General features: G+C 73.6%; 10 protein-coding genes. 4 read left to right on the top strand and 6 right to left on the bottom strand.

From position 1 onward, the window contains the following. Positions 1 to 98: 98 nt before the first annotated feature. The 3 genes from ABT160_RS29420 to ABT160_RS29430 all read left to right on the top strand — a co-directional run bounded on the left by ABT160_RS29420 (position 99) and on the right by ABT160_RS29430 (position 1,973). Entirely contained in the window at positions 99 to 302 is a 204-nt protein-coding gene (locus ABT160_RS29420; RefSeq protein WP_007502648.1) for a cold-shock protein, read from the top strand. A 194-nt stretch (positions 303 to 496) separates the two neighbouring features. Then, entirely contained in the window at positions 497 to 889 is a 393-nt protein-coding gene (locus ABT160_RS29425) for a VOC family protein (protein WP_351650910.1), read from the top strand. Positions 890 to 1,031: 142 nt separating this feature from the next. Continuing rightward, positions 1,032 to 1,973, top strand: coding sequence for an AurF N-oxygenase family protein (locus ABT160_RS29430; protein ID WP_502984324.1), 942 nt, complete (start codon positions 1,032 to 1,034; stop codon positions 1,971 to 1,973). A gap of 23 nt (positions 1,974 to 1,996) precedes the next feature. Here the strand turns inward: ABT160_RS29430 and ABT160_RS29435 are convergent, their stop codons facing one another. From ABT160_RS29435 to ABT160_RS29460, 6 genes are all read right to left on the bottom strand, one after another. After that, positions 1,997 to 3,022 (bottom strand): TolB-like translocation protein, encoded by a 1,026-nt coding sequence (locus ABT160_RS29435; RefSeq protein WP_351650911.1) that lies wholly within the window; start codon positions 3,020 to 3,022, stop codon positions 1,997 to 1,999. Continuing rightward, a complete protein-coding gene (locus tag ABT160_RS29440) occupies positions 3,019 to 4,338 on the bottom strand; it encodes an MFS transporter (protein ID WP_351650912.1) in 1,320 nt (439 codons plus the stop codon). The genes ABT160_RS29435 and ABT160_RS29440 overlap by 4 nt, the downstream gene beginning before the upstream one ends. 1 nt (position 4,339) lies before the next feature. Next, positions 4,340 to 5,221 (bottom strand): alkaline phosphatase family protein, encoded by an 882-nt coding sequence (locus ABT160_RS29445; protein WP_351650913.1) that lies wholly within the window; start codon positions 5,219 to 5,221, stop codon positions 4,340 to 4,342. A 163-nt stretch (positions 5,222 to 5,384) separates the two neighbouring features. After that, complete coding sequence (locus ABT160_RS29450) at positions 5,385 to 8,498, bottom strand: CHAT domain-containing tetratricopeptide repeat protein (RefSeq protein ID WP_351650914.1); 3,114 nt, start codon at positions 8,496 to 8,498, stop codon at positions 5,385 to 5,387. 269 nt (positions 8,499 to 8,767) lie between these two features. Further along, positions 8,768 to 10,141, bottom strand: coding sequence for a glutamate decarboxylase (gad, locus tag ABT160_RS29455; RefSeq protein WP_351650916.1), 1,374 nt, complete (start codon positions 10,139 to 10,141; stop codon positions 8,768 to 8,770). A gap of 217 nt (positions 10,142 to 10,358) precedes the next feature. After that, positions 10,359 to 11,333, bottom strand: coding sequence for a LacI family DNA-binding transcriptional regulator (locus ABT160_RS29460; RefSeq protein WP_351650917.1), 975 nt, complete (start codon positions 11,331 to 11,333; stop codon positions 10,359 to 10,361). Positions 11,334 to 11,701: 368 nt separating this feature from the next. On the opposite strand from ABT160_RS29460, the gene ABT160_RS29465 reads away from it, so the two are divergent. Further along, positions 11,702 to 13,078, top strand: coding sequence for an RICIN domain-containing protein (locus ABT160_RS29465; protein ID WP_351650918.1), 1,377 nt, complete (start codon positions 11,702 to 11,704; stop codon positions 13,076 to 13,078). The last annotated feature ends 2 nt before the right edge of the window (positions 13,079 to 13,080 follow it).

Below are 13,080 nucleotides of genomic sequence, written 5' to 3' on the forward strand. Positions count from 1 at the left end.
GAACTTAAGTGCGCCTCACGGGAACGCTTCTCGTAGGGCGCACTGTTTGTTGTCCGGACATCTCCGGATGGGGCCTCTGCCTACAGAAGGAGAAAGTCATGGCACAGGGAACCGTGAAGTGGTTCAACTCGGAAAAGGGCTTCGGCTTCATCGAGCAGGACGGCGGCGGCCCGGACGTCTTCGCCCACTACTCGAACATCGCCACCCAGGGCTTCCGTGAGCTGCAGGAGGGCCAGCGCGTGTCCTTCGACGTCACGCAGGGCCAGAAGGGCCCGCAGGCGGAGAACATCGTTCCCGCCTGATTTCGGACGCTCTCGTCCTCGACCGGGGTCCGCACCGTCACGGTGCGGGCCCCGGCTCGTTTCCGGACGGGTGAGGTGCGCGATACCGGCTACCGCCGATCGGATCGTACGGCTAATGTCTGCGGGGACATCGCGTGCCGGTCACCGACTGGGTGAGGCATGGAGGTGTCGGGACATGCCCTCGGAGGCATTCCTTGTCAGTCGAGTTGAACCACACGATCGTCCACGCCCGGGACAACCGGGAGTCCGCCGAATTCTTCGCCGGCCTGCTGGGGCTCGAAATCACCGCTGAGTGGGGCCCGTTCGTCGCGGTCGCCCTGGCCAACGGCGTCACGCTGGACTTCGCCGCCATCCCCGCGGAGCTCATCACACCGCAGCACTACGCCTTCCTCGTCTCGGAGGAGGAGTTCGAGGCCGCGTACGCGCGGATCCGGGAGCGCGGCATCGAGCACTACGCCGACCCGCACAAGCGGCAGCCGAACGCGATCAACCGCAATGACGGCGGTCGCGGGGTGTACTTCATGGACCCGGCGGGCCACGCCATGGAACTGATCACGGTGCCGTACGGCGGCCGGCCCGGGGCGTAGTCACCTGACCGCGGCCGGGGGCGTGAGCCGTGGCGCACGCCCCCGGCCCGTTCGGTGCGGCAGGTCTTGACGGCCTTGCTGACAAGCAGTCTCCTAAGGGGTAACCGCCGGTAACGTCGTCGACGTGAACAGGATGGCCCCGATGACCGCAGCCACCGCCACCGTGCCCCCGGCCGCTCTGAGCGACGCGCTCGGCGCCCTGCGTGACCGCGAGCACACCGCCCAGCGCCTGCTCCAGGCCTCGGCACGCCACTCCTTCGACCCCGACACCGAGCTGGACTGGGACGCCGACTGGGTGGAGGGCAAGTGGTTCACCCCGCCGGAGCTGTGCTCCCTGTACGGGACACCGCTGTGGGACGGGATGAGCCCTGAGCAGCGCATGGACCTCTCCCGGCACGAGGCCGCCCAGGTCGCCGCCTCCGGCATCTGGTTCGAGACGATCCTGATGCAGCTCCTGGTCCGCCACGCCTACGACTGCGACCTGACCAGCGGGCACGTGCGCTACGCGCTCACCGAGATCGCCGACGAGTGCCGGCACTCGATGATGTTCGCCCGGCTCGTGGACAAGATGGCCACCCCCGACTACGCCCCGCGCCCGCTCGACCACCAGCTCGGCCGCGTCCTGAAGACCGCGAGCACCGCCACCGTCACCTTCGCGGCGGCCCTGTGCGTGGAGGAGATCCTCGACTGGAACCAGCGGCTCACCTTCTCCGACGAACGCGTCCAGCCGCTGCTGCGCGGCGCCACCCGCATCCACGTCGTCGAGGAGGCCCGGCACGTCCGCTACGCCCGCGAGGAGCTGCGCCGCCAGCTGGTCGCCGCGCCGCGCTGGGAGCGGGCGGTGGTGCGCCTGGTGACGGCCGAGGTCATCCTCGCCGTGATGCGCACCCTCGGCCACCCGCGCGTGTACGCCGCCGTCGGCCTCGACCCGCGGCTGGCCGCGCAGGTGGCGCGCCAGAGCCCGCACCGCCGCCTGGTGCTCCAGCGCAGCGCCGAGCGCGTGGTCGCCTTCTTCACCGAGATCGGTGTCATCCGCGGCGCGACCGTACGCGCCGCCTGGCGCAGGGCCCAGCTGCTGCCCTGAGGCACCGGCCGGCGCCCCGGTCGTCAGCCGAGCGGAACGGGGGCGAGCCCCGCCGTCATCAGGCGCCTGGGCGCGCCCGTGCCGTCCGCCGGCAGGGTGTACAGGTCCGCGCCGAAGTCGCCGGGCAGCGAGTACGCGACCGTGCGGTCGTCCAGCCAGACGGCCTGGTCGTCCACGCTGCGCCGCTCTGCGAGCGCGGTCTCGCGCAGGGTGCGCAGGTCCAGCGCGTACGGGCGCCACGGGGCGTCGGCGGGGGCGCCCGCGACGCGCTTCTTGTAGACGATCCGGGTCTCGTCGGGGGAGAGGGACGGGCACTCGACGTTCCGGTGGAGCGTCGTCACCGAACGCGCGACCAGGTCGCCGCGCACCAGGTAGGTCGCGCCGCCGGTCGCCATGGTCGCGTAGAAGTGCCGGTCGTCGCGGGAGAAGGTGACGCCCCAGAAGTTGGTGTCCGCGGCGTGGTGGATCCTGCCGTCCTTCACGACCTCGAACTCTTCGAGCGAGGAGGTGAGCCGGCCGGTGCGGGTGTCCAGGACGGCCGTACGGGTGGAGAAGTTCGTCCCCGCGTACGAGTCGCCGCCGACGAACACCGTCCACGCCGCGAACCGGCCCGACGGGGAGACCCGGGCCCGGCTGGGGATGCCGGGCAGCGGGTAGTGCGCCCCCTCCTTGAGCCCGGCGTCCAGGACCACCGCGCGGTAGGTGTCACCGACCGCGCCGTGCCGGGCCTGGAGGCAGATCCCGGTGCCGCCCGCCGCGTGGAAGCGCAGGCACTTCACGCCGGACGCGGTGCGCCCGCCACCGGGCGCGGCGGCGGGGACGCTGACCAGCTCGTCGCGGTGCGGCCCCCAGGCCATGTTGCGGAAGACGATCCGGCGGCCGCCGCCGGGGGAGAGGGAGATCAGCCCGTCCGTCACGGCCGGACCGCCCGCCTGGGGCCGGTCCTTCTCGGCGGCCCGGTCCGAGGCGTGCAGCAGCGACGCGGTGGCGACGCCGCCCAGCAGGACGACCGCGACCAGCAGGACGAGGACCTTCAGGCGCAGGGTCATGCGGAACGCTCCTCGGAGTTCGCGGGTGAGGGGACGTCGCCCCGCATCGGTACGGCGGGGCGCAGGGCGAGCGCCCCCGTGGCGCACACCACGAGCAGCGCGGTCGCCGTGCCGAGCGCCGTCCGGTCGCCCCACGCGGTCCACGCCGCGCCGAAGCCGATCGAGCAGGCGAACCGGGCCAGCGCCTGGCCCGTCTGGACCAACGCGAGCCCGGAGGAACGCAGTTCGGCTGGTACGGGACCGGCGGCCGCGGCCATCAGCACCCCGTCGGTGGCCGCGTAGAACGCGCCGTGCAGGGCCAGCACCAGATAGGGCAGGGCGTCGCCCCGCCAGCCGGTGAGCAGCGCCGCGTACACGCACAGCAGCGCGACGTGCCCGCCGAGGAAGACCCGCCAACCGCCCACCCGGTCGGCCAGCCGGCCCAGCGGGACGGCGAGCAGCAGGAAGGCCGCCGCGGTGCCCAGCGGCAGTAGCGCGAACCAGCGGTCGCTGACGCCGAGGCGCCGCTGGAGCAGCAGGTAGACGAACGAGTCGCTCACCGTGGCGAGGCCCAACAGGACCGCGCAGAGGGCGAGTCGGCGCACCTCGCGCACTCGCAGCAGGGCCAGCGCGGCCTTCAGCGAGGCGCGCGGGGCGCCCTGTCCTTCAGCAGTGGCGCGGGCGGGGGCGGGCCGCGCGGGGCGCGACGGCACGAAGAGCAGCAGCACGAGCACGCCGAGCAAGGCCACGCAGAAGCTGACCGTGAACACCGCGTCGTAACCGTCCACCGCCTGACGCAGGATCAGGAAGGCGACCAGCGGACCGAGCAGGGCCCCGGCCGTATCCATCGCGCGGTGCACGCCGAACGCCCTGCCCCGGGACTCCCCGGGCGACGCCAGCGAGATCAGGGCGTCGCGCGGCGCGGTGCGCAGCCCCTTGCCGGTGCGGTCCACGGCGAGCACGGCCGCGATCGCCGGGAGCGAACCGGCCAGCAGCAGAAGGGGTTTGCACAGCGCGGAGAGCCCGTATCCGAGCACCGCGACCGGCTTGTGGCGTCCGCCGCGGTCGGCCAGGTGCCCGCCCACGAGCCGGACGAGGGCGCTCGCCCCGTTGTACACGCCGTCCAGGAGCCCGAAGCCGAGCGGTGAGAGGCCGAGGCCCGCCACCAGGTACAGCGGGAGCACGGCCGTGACCATCTCCGAGGAGACGTCCGTGACCAGGCTGACCGTGCCGAGCGCGAACACGGTGGGTGCGAGGGCGGACCGCCGCCCGGAGCGGGTGCTCCGGGCGGCGGGCGCGGCCGTCGCGGGGGTGCTGCGACTGTCCGCTACGTACACGTCACGACGTCCAGATGCCCGTGATCGGGGACGCGTTGGCGGCCTGTCCCGCGTGCGCGGTGCCGTACATGTCCTCGATGGTGCGCAGGAGGCTGTAGTGGTTGTACGTGGTCGAGGACGACGCGCCGGGGGTGACCGGCTGGCCGTACAGGACCGTGGCGATGCGGTTGCCCGCGAGCCTGTTGTCCTCGTCGAAGGTCACGGCGAGGACGCTGTTGTGGGTCTTCGCCCAGGTCGCGTACGCGCCCAGGTTGTTCTTCAGCCAGGTGTCACCGGTGCCGACCGAGCAGTCGTGCATGTCGCTGCACAGGTTCGGCACGACGAAGGACACCTGCGGCAGCTTCGTGTAGTCGGTGGGGAACTGCGCGAAGGTGTACGCCGACGAGGTCGGGACGTTGGAGAAGCCGAACCACGGGTTGTGCTTGCGGGCGTACTTGCCGCTGCTGCACGTGGTCGAACCCTGGCTGGGCAGCGTCTCGTTGTAGCTCGCCCAGGTCTTGCCCTTGGCGATGAGCTCCGAGGCCAGGTTGGGCTGCGACGAGAAGCCCGGGGTGTAGCAACTGTCGTCGGTGATGCCCTGGGTGGACCCGGAGAACAGCGCGAAGTAGTTCGGCTGGCTCGGGTGCGTCTGGGCGTACGACGCCGTCAGGTTGGCCCCGCCCGACTTGAGCGAGTTGATGTACGGGGCGCTGGAGCTGCCGATCACCTGGTTGTAGGCGTGGTTCTCGAAGACCACGACGACCACGTGGTCGGGGGTGGGCACGGTCGCGGCGGCCCGGGCCGACGAGGTGCCGCCGAGCCCGGCCCACAGGCCTGCGGAGGCGGCCGCCAGGCCGAGTGCGGAAAGAAGGGCGGTGCGGCGTTTGCTGGACGCGCCGGACACGGCTACCTCCGGGGGTAAGGGGGGTGGGGGCGGTGCATGCGAAGGCTAGGAGCCCACGGGTGACCCCGGAAGTGTTGTCATGCAAAGAACAAGGAAACGTCGGATGGCCCCTTCGTGTGCACGTGTCACTCGGCGGCCGCGGAAGCCTCGTGCCGCGTCGGGTTCAGGCGCCCGTGTGCAGGTGGGAGGCCCACAGGGACGGGGTCCTCGGGTAGCGGTCCCGTACCGCCCTGATGGCGTGGTGCAGGGCGGTCGCCGACCGGTCGGGGTCGAACGGTCCGGACGGGCCCTCCGCCAGCTGCGCGTAGAAGGACTCCGCGATCGTGACGGCCAGGCGGTCGTCGATCGGCCACAGGGTGGCCACGACGTGCGGGAACCCGGCGAGCTGGAACGCCCCGGCGAGGTGGATGGACTCGTCGAGCAGGTCCGCCCGGCCGGGGTCGGCGGTGCCGCAGGCGGAGAGGAAGGCCAGCCGCGCGCGGCCGAGGCTGACCCGGGCCAGGGCGGCGACGGTCAGCGGCGCGCTCGCGTGGTCGTGCAGGAACAGCCGGCTCAGGGAGGGGTCGGTGCGGTCGCCGACCGCGTGGCAGGCGAAGTGGGCGACGGCGCACTCGGGCAGCCGCGCCAGGACCGCGGCCAGGGTGGGGGTGCGGTCCGCGGGTGGGGCCGGGGCGCCCGCGCCGGGGTCGGGTGCGGGCTCGGTCAGCAGCGTCGGGCGGGGCAGCAGTGCGGCGAGGCGGCGGGCTTCCTCGGGGACGTACGGCAGTCGCGCGAGGCCGGGGGTGGTCGGCATGGCGACGATCAGCGACCTCAGGTCCCCGGTGTCCAGGGGGCGGGGGCGCCGGGCGTGGCGCAGGGCGCGGACCGTGGGCGTGTACGAGGAGACGACCCGGTCCAGGACCGTACGGCCGTGCGGCCCCTGCCCCGGGGACGCGTGGTGTCCCGCGGCGTGCAGGGGCAGCAGCCCGAGCATGCCGCCGGGAGCCCACCACAGCCGGGGCAGCTCGGGGCCGGCGGGCCGGAGCTCGTCGGCCAGGGCGGACAGGACCGGTTCGGCGGCGGCGTCCCACAGCCAGGCGAGGACCCGGCACAGCGTCCGCTGGGCATCGACGCGCCGGCCGTCCGGGGCGGTCGTCTCGGCCAGCGCCTCGTGGAAGGCGTTCACCTGCTCGACGACGGCCTTCTCGGTGAGCAGGGGCAGCGGGCAGGAGGTGACGCCGTCGCGCGTGAGCAGGAGCGCGTCGCTGCGGTAGCGGCTGATGTTGAAGGTCACCACCGGTCCCTGCGCCGCCTCGGCCCGGAGCTCGTCGAGCGTGGGCGGCAGCCCGAAGGCGGCGAACCCCTCGCAGGCGCGGATGCGGACCAGCAACGCCTCCAGCTCCCCGGCCGGTTCGTGGCGCGCGCGGCGGCGCGGGCCCGCGTGGTCCGGTGGCTCCGGCAGGTCTCCCGCCGATGCGCTCTGGTCCCGGACGGCGCCCTGGTCCTGGTCCAGCAGGGCCCGCAGCGCGCGGAAGCGCTCGGCCAGGTCCGGGTGTTCCTCGTCGAGGTCGGTCAGGTCGCCGCGGGTCTCCAGCGCCTGGGACAGCAGCACGGCACGTCCCGCCTCCGCGAGCCGCAGCGCCCGCGCCGGCCGCTCCCGGGCGTCGACGGTGGGGTCGGCGAGCGCCAGGGAGGCCGCTTCGGCGGCCAGGCCCGGGGCGAGCGCGCCGAGGACGTACTGCTGGTCACCGCGTTCGAGGCGGCGCGGCGCCAGTTCGGGCAGCAGCAGGACCGCCTGTTCCAGGAGGCGGGCGGCGAGGGCCGGGTCCGAGTCGGCCGCCCACCGCGCCGCCTCGCGCGCCGTCAGGACGCGCAGCCGCGGTGCGGCGCCCCGCTCCTCCACCGTCCGGGTCCACAGGGCCAGTTGCTCCGCCCGGTCCCGCCGCGCGGCGCCGTCCCGCTCGGAGCGCTCGCGCAGGGCGTCGCCGAGGGCGGCCTGGTAGGTGGCGCGCAGGGGGTAGTCGGCGGGCGTGCTGTCGACGGCGCGGCGCATCGCCTCCACGGCCTCGTCCAGGTCCGCCCCCGAGCGCGCGTGCTCGTAGCGCACCCGCAGGGCGGCGCCGAGCCCGAACAGCAGCATCGCCCGGTCGGCCACCGGGTAGTTGACGGGCGCGACGCGGACGGCCTCCCGGGACGCCGCCACCGCCTCGTCCAGATCGGCCGCCGTTCCCGTGGCGTGGAACCGGGAGACCAGGACGAAGGAGAGCCCGGACAGCCCCTGGGCGCGGTCGTGGCGGTCCTCGGGAGCGGCCTGGACGGCGGCACGGGCCAGCCGCACCCCCTCGTCGAGGTCGCGCGCGTCCCCGGTGCGCTCGAACCGGGTGCGCAGGACGCCGCCGAGGACGGACTGGTACCTGGCCCGGTCGGGATGGCCGGCGGGGGCGGTACGGGCCGCGGTGCGCAGCACCTCCGCCTCCTCGTCGAGGTCCGCGAGGGCCGCCGTGCGCTCGAAGCGCACGCCCAGGGCGAGACCCAGGTGGTACAGGCGGTCCACCCGGTCGGGATCGTCGGGGGCGGTGGCCCCCGCGGCGGCGCGCAGGGCCTCCACGGCCTCGTCCAGGTCGGCCGGCACCCCCGCGCGCTCGAACCGTGCCCGCAGGACCAGGCCCAGGTTGGACAGGTAGCGCGGCCGTTCGGGGTCCTCGCCGGGAACGGTCCGCACGGCCGCGCGGGCCATCTGGAGCGCCTGGTCCAGGTCCGCGAGGGACGCGGTGTGGACGGACCGGATGAGCAGGGCCGTCCCCAGGTTGGACAGCATCGCGGGACGGGCGCGGTGGTCCTCGGGCAGGGCGCCGACCACGCGCCGACACAGGTCGAGGGCCTTCTCCAGCACCGCCGGGTCGAACGTCGACTGGGCCAGGCCCAGCAGCCGCAGCGCGGCGGGCACCGCCTGTTCGGCGAGGGACGCGAGCAGTACCTCGGGCAGCGGCTCCCGGCCCGCCACGAAGCACTCGGTGAGCCAGTGGACCGCGAGCCGTCGGTCGGTCACCGCCTGCTCCGGGAGCCGCTTGTCGGTCCCCGCCTGCTCCGGGGCAGCGAACGCGGCGCGGTAGTGGTGCAGCCAGCCGAGGACGTGCCGGGCGTCGAGACCGAGGTCGACGCCGGCCTCGGACATCCTGGCCAGGGACCACGCCTCGGCGAAGGCGGCGGGATCCAGGACCGCGGACCCGTCCCCGGTGGCCGCCACCCGCTCCACCCTGCCGCGGACCGCGGCCAGCAGTTCCTCGCGCTCGCCCATGAACCTGCCCTCCCCGGCGGGGAGTCGGCCGCCGCGAACCCCGCAGGACGAGTGCCCCGTCCCGGCCGTGCACGAGCGTCATGGTCGCACGGGCGGGGGCGTCCGGTGCGGTGAATCCGGCACACCGGTCGTGGACGTCCCGGTGCGGTGGACTCGGCACACCGGTAGTCGACATGGGGTCCCGCGGGCACGGGGGCGATCGCGTGCTGCCGTCCCCGGCGGAGGCCGGGAACGGCAGCACGCGACCGCTCCGACGAGGCGCCCGGGCGTCAGGCCGGTGTCGTCGCCAGGGTCTGCGAGCACAGCGTCCGGGCCGTCTGGCGCAGGTCGTCCAGGAAGAGGGACGCCAGGCGCGGGGTGAACCCGGTGCGCACCACCACGCGCAGCGCCCAGGTGTCCGCCAGGCCCGTGGGCAGCGGGTAGGCCGGGACCTGCCAGCCGCGGGCGCGCATCGCCTGGGCGACGTCGCGCTCGTGCAGTCCGAGGGCGTGCGCGCGGTCGCTGACCCGGAACGCGAAGGCGGGCAGCTGGCTGCCGTCCGTGAAGAGGTCGAACATCTCGATCTCGGCGATGCCCGCGGCCACCGCGCGGGCGGTGCGGCGCGACTCCTGGTGCAGCCGCCGCATGCCCTCGTGGCCGTAGCGGTGGAAGGTGTAGTACTGGGCCGCCACGTGGGACGCGGGGCGGGTGAAGGTGAGCGAGAAGGTGTTCATCTCGCCGCCCAGGTAGTCGACGTGGTGCACGAGGTCGGCGGGCAGGGCGTCCGCGTCGCGCCACAGGGCCCAGCCGAGGCCGGGGAAGACCTGGCCGTACTTGTGGCCCGAGGTGTTGATCGAGGCCACCCGCGACAGCTGGAAGTCCCACATCAGGTCCGGGTCGAGGAAGGGCGCGACCAGGGCGCCGGATGCGCCGTCGACGTGGACCGGGATGTCGTGGCCGGTCGCGTGCTCGATGCCGTCCAGGGCGAGGCACAGGTCGGCGATCGGCTCGTAGGACCCGTCGAAGGTGGAGCCGAGGATGCCGACCACGCCGACGGTGCGCTCGTCGCAGTACTGGCCGAGCATCTCGGGCGTCAGGTGCAGCCGGCCCGGCGCCAGCGGCACCAGGCGCGGCTCGACGTCGAAGTACGAGCAGAACTTCTTCCAGCAGACCTGGACGTTGGCGCCGGCCACGATGTTCGGCCGCGCGGTGTCCTTGCCCGCCGCCCGCCGACGGTGCTCCCAGCGGCGCTTGAGGGCGAGGCCGGCCAGCATGGCGGACTCGCTGGAGCCGGTGGTGGAGCAGCCGGTGGCCCCGGCCGGGTCCGGGGCGTGCCACAGGTCGGCGAGCATCCGCACGCAGCGCGCCTCCATGTCGGCGACCTGCGGGTACTCCTCGGTGTCCACGAGGTTCTTGTCGGCCGTCTCGAACATCAGCCGGCGTGCCTCGTCCTCCATCCACGTGGTGCCGAAGGTGGCGAGGTTCAGGCGGGTGCGGCCGTCGAGGAGCAGTTCGTCGCGGATCGCGTCGTACACCTGGCGCGGGTCGGACTCCTCGTGCGGGAAGGCCGTCTCGGGGCGGGCGAAGGAGGGGACGGAGAGCGGTGGGAGCGGGGGCAGGGGCGCTAGGGGTTCGGACCGGTCGGAGGCGGAGGCGTAGGGCATGACCTCTCCAGGTTGGATGGTGGCATCAGCCGTTCACGCCGAACCTAGATCGGCCAAGGCCCGCCCGGCCTGCGCGGATTCACCCGCACGAGCTAAGGAAGACCGATGTATAACGCATATTTTACGGTTCGATTGACGGGCTTTACCCCATTTTGAGCGGGGCCGGACCCGGCCGGTCTCGTCCACGGTGCGGCGGGTGCGTGCGCGGACCTTGCGGTCAGGCGGAGTCCCGTACGACGAGTTCGGTGGGCAGGACCAGCGGCTCGCGCGTCAACGGCGCACCGCCCAGGCCGTCCAGCAGCAGCTGCGCGGCGCCCGCGCCCATCGCGCGCATCGGCTGACGGACCGTGGTCAGGGCCGGGTCGGTGTGCCGGGCCATCGGCAGGTCGTCGAAGCCGACGACGGCGACGTCGTCGGGGACGGTGCGTCCGGCGGCCCGCAGCGCGCGCAGGGCGCCGGCCGCGATGAGGTCGTTGTGCGCGAAGACCGAGTCGAAGCCGACCCCTCGCGCGAGGGCGTGTTCCACGGCCGTGCGGCCGGTCTCCTCGGTGAACTCGCCGTCGAGCGACAGCGCGGGGCGCAGTGCCGTACGGAATCCCGCCAGCCGGTCCCGTACGCATCCGAAGCGCGGCGGACCCGTGACCACCAGGGGGCGGCGGCGGCCCGCGGCGTGCAGCCGGGCCGCCGCGGCGGCGCCGCCCGCGCGGTTGGTGGTGGCGACCGAGGGCAGCTCGGGGCGGTGGTGGCCGTGGTCGTCGATGAGGACGACGGGCAGGCCCCTGCGGTGCATGTCGAGGACGGGCCCGAGGCTGCCCTCGGGCACGATCACCAGCAGTCCGTCGAAGGCGCGGGCGGAGAACTGGGCGGTGAAGTGGGCCGTCGAGCGTGGACCGCCGCCGGCGGTGAACAGCAGCATCCCGTAGCCGGCCGCCTCGACGGCGTCGGCGACGCCCTGGACCACCTCGCCCATCCACGGCCAGGTGAGCGACGGGATGAACATGCCGATGGTCCGGCTGCTGCCCCGGGCCAGTCCGACGGCGCCCAGGCGCGGTACGTAGCCGAGGGCGTCGATCACTTCACGAACGCGGACCGCGGTGGCCGCGTCCACCTCCGCACCGGTGTTGAGGACCCGCGACACCGTGCTCTTGCTGACCCCCGCCGCACGGGCGACGTCGGAGATGGTGACGGGCATCGAGGGGCCTCCTCGGGCAGCGCTGACATCGCTGTCGGAACCGGTTCCGGCGCGACGGTGGTGAGTCAACAGCGGTACCGCCGCGCCGTCAATACTTCACGCCGGAGCGGATGCGTCCTCAAAGGTCAGCGCCCGCACGGCAGTTGTGCGTTCAAGACCCGAAGGCGCACGGTCTTGACGTGTCTGGTTCAGACCTTTAGGTTCCCGGCTCAGAACGCGAGACGACGTTCATGGACGTGACCCCGTTCGCGGGTCCCAAGAGCCGGGCGGACCCGGCTCCCCGTGCCACCACCGCACCGCACCGCCCGGCGATCCCCGCTTCGCCCCGCCCCGCCGACGAGCCCGTCCGCCTGTCGAGAGGACCCCCCATGAAGTTCCCCCGCACCCCCGGCCGACTACCGCTGACCCTCGCCGCCCTCTGCGTCGCCGCGGGCAGCCTGACCCTCGCCACCGGCGCGCCCGCGTCGGCCGCCGCCGGACGTATCACCGGCCTCGGCGGCAAGTGCGTCGACGTCGCGGGCGCCAACCCCGCGGACGGCACCGCCGTCCAGCTCTACGACTGCAACGGGACCGCCGCCCAGACCTGGGACGTCGGCGCCGACGGCACCGTCAGAGCGCTCGGCAAGTGCCTCGACGTCGCCTCCGGCGGCACCGCGAACGGCACCCGGGTCCGGCTCTACGCCTGCAACGGCAGCGCCGCCCAGCGCTGGACCGCCAACGCCGCCCGGGACCTCGTCAACCCGCAGTCCGGCAAGTGCCTGGACGCCACGGGCAACAGCTCCGCCAACGGCACGCCGCTGCAGATCTGGAGCTGCACCGGCGCCGCCAACCAGAAGTGGACCGTGCCGGGCGGCGGCACCGACCCGGTCCCCGGCGGCACCATGGCGGTGGCCCCGTACCTGTACAACGGCTGGGGCAGCCCGCCCAGCCCGGTCACGGTCATGAACGCCACCGGCGTGAAGTGGTTCACCCTCGCCTTCGTCCTCAGCAACGGCTACTGCAACCCGCAGTGGGACGGCGGCCGCCCGCTCACCGGCGGCGTCGACCAGCAGACGGTCACCACGGTGCGCGCCGCCGGGGGCGACGTCATCCCGTCGTTCGGCGGCTGGAGCGGCAACAAGCTGGAGAGCTCCTGCTCCAGCGCCGGGGAGCTCGCCGACGCGTACCAGAAGGTCATCAACGCGTACGCACTCAAGGCCATCGACATCGACATCGAGGCCGAGGCCTACGACAGCCCGGCGGTCCAGCAGCGCACGGTCGACGCGCTGAAGACTGTCAAGAGCCGCAACCCCGGCCTGAAGGTGTACGTCACCTTCGGCACCGGGCAGAACGGCCCGGACACCAGCCTGATCAACCGGGCGGCGGCGGCCGGGCTCACCGTGGACAGCTGGACCATCATGCCGTTCAACTTCGGCGGCAACGGCCAGAACATGGGCACCCTGACGGTCCGCGCCGCCGAGGGCCTCAAGACCGCGGTGAAGAACGCGTACGGCTACGGCGACGACCAGGCGTACCGGCACACCGGCATCTCCTCGATGAACGGCGTCACCGACGTGGGCGAGACCATCACCCCGGCCGACTTCCGCACCATCCTCGCCTACGCGCAGCAGCGCCACCTGGCCCGCCTCACCTTCTGGTCGGTCAACCGCGACCGCCCGTGCACCGGCGGCGGCGCGGACACCTGCTCCGGCATCGGCCAGCAGCCCTGGGAGTTCACCCGGGTCTTCGCCGCGTACAACGGCTGATC

Origin of the sequence: Streptomyces sp. NPDC001941, from assembly GCF_040296945.1 — a bacterium.
Classification (GTDB): domain Bacteria; phylum Actinomycetota; class Actinomycetes; order Streptomycetales; family Streptomycetaceae; genus Streptomyces.

What these genes read in the sequence shown, in the direction of transcription:
- ABT160_RS29430 (WP_502984324.1), top strand. Translation starts at nt 1,032, where the DNA reads ATGACCGCAGCCACCGCCACCGTGCCCCCGGCCGCTCTGAGCGACGCG.
- ABT160_RS29420 (WP_007502648.1), top strand. Translation starts at nt 99, where the DNA reads ATGGCACAGGGAACCGTGAAGTGGTTCAACTCGGAAAAGGGCTTCGGC.
- gad (WP_351650916.1), bottom strand. Translation starts at nt 10,141, where the DNA reads ATGCCCTACGCCTCCGCCTCCGACCGGTCCGAACCCCTAGCGCCCCTG.
- ABT160_RS29460 (WP_351650917.1), bottom strand. Translation starts at nt 11,333, where the DNA reads ATGCCCGTCACCATCTCCGACGTCGCCCGTGCGGCGGGGGTCAGCAAG.
- ABT160_RS29450 (WP_351650914.1), bottom strand. Translation starts at nt 8,498, where the DNA reads ATGGGCGAGCGCGAGGAACTGCTGGCCGCGGTCCGCGGCAGGGTGGAG.
- ABT160_RS29465 (WP_351650918.1), top strand. Translation starts at nt 11,702, where the DNA reads ATGAAGTTCCCCCGCACCCCCGGCCGACTACCGCTGACCCTCGCCGCC.
- ABT160_RS29435 (WP_351650911.1), bottom strand. Translation starts at nt 3,022, where the DNA reads ATGACCCTGCGCCTGAAGGTCCTCGTCCTGCTGGTCGCGGTCGTCCTG.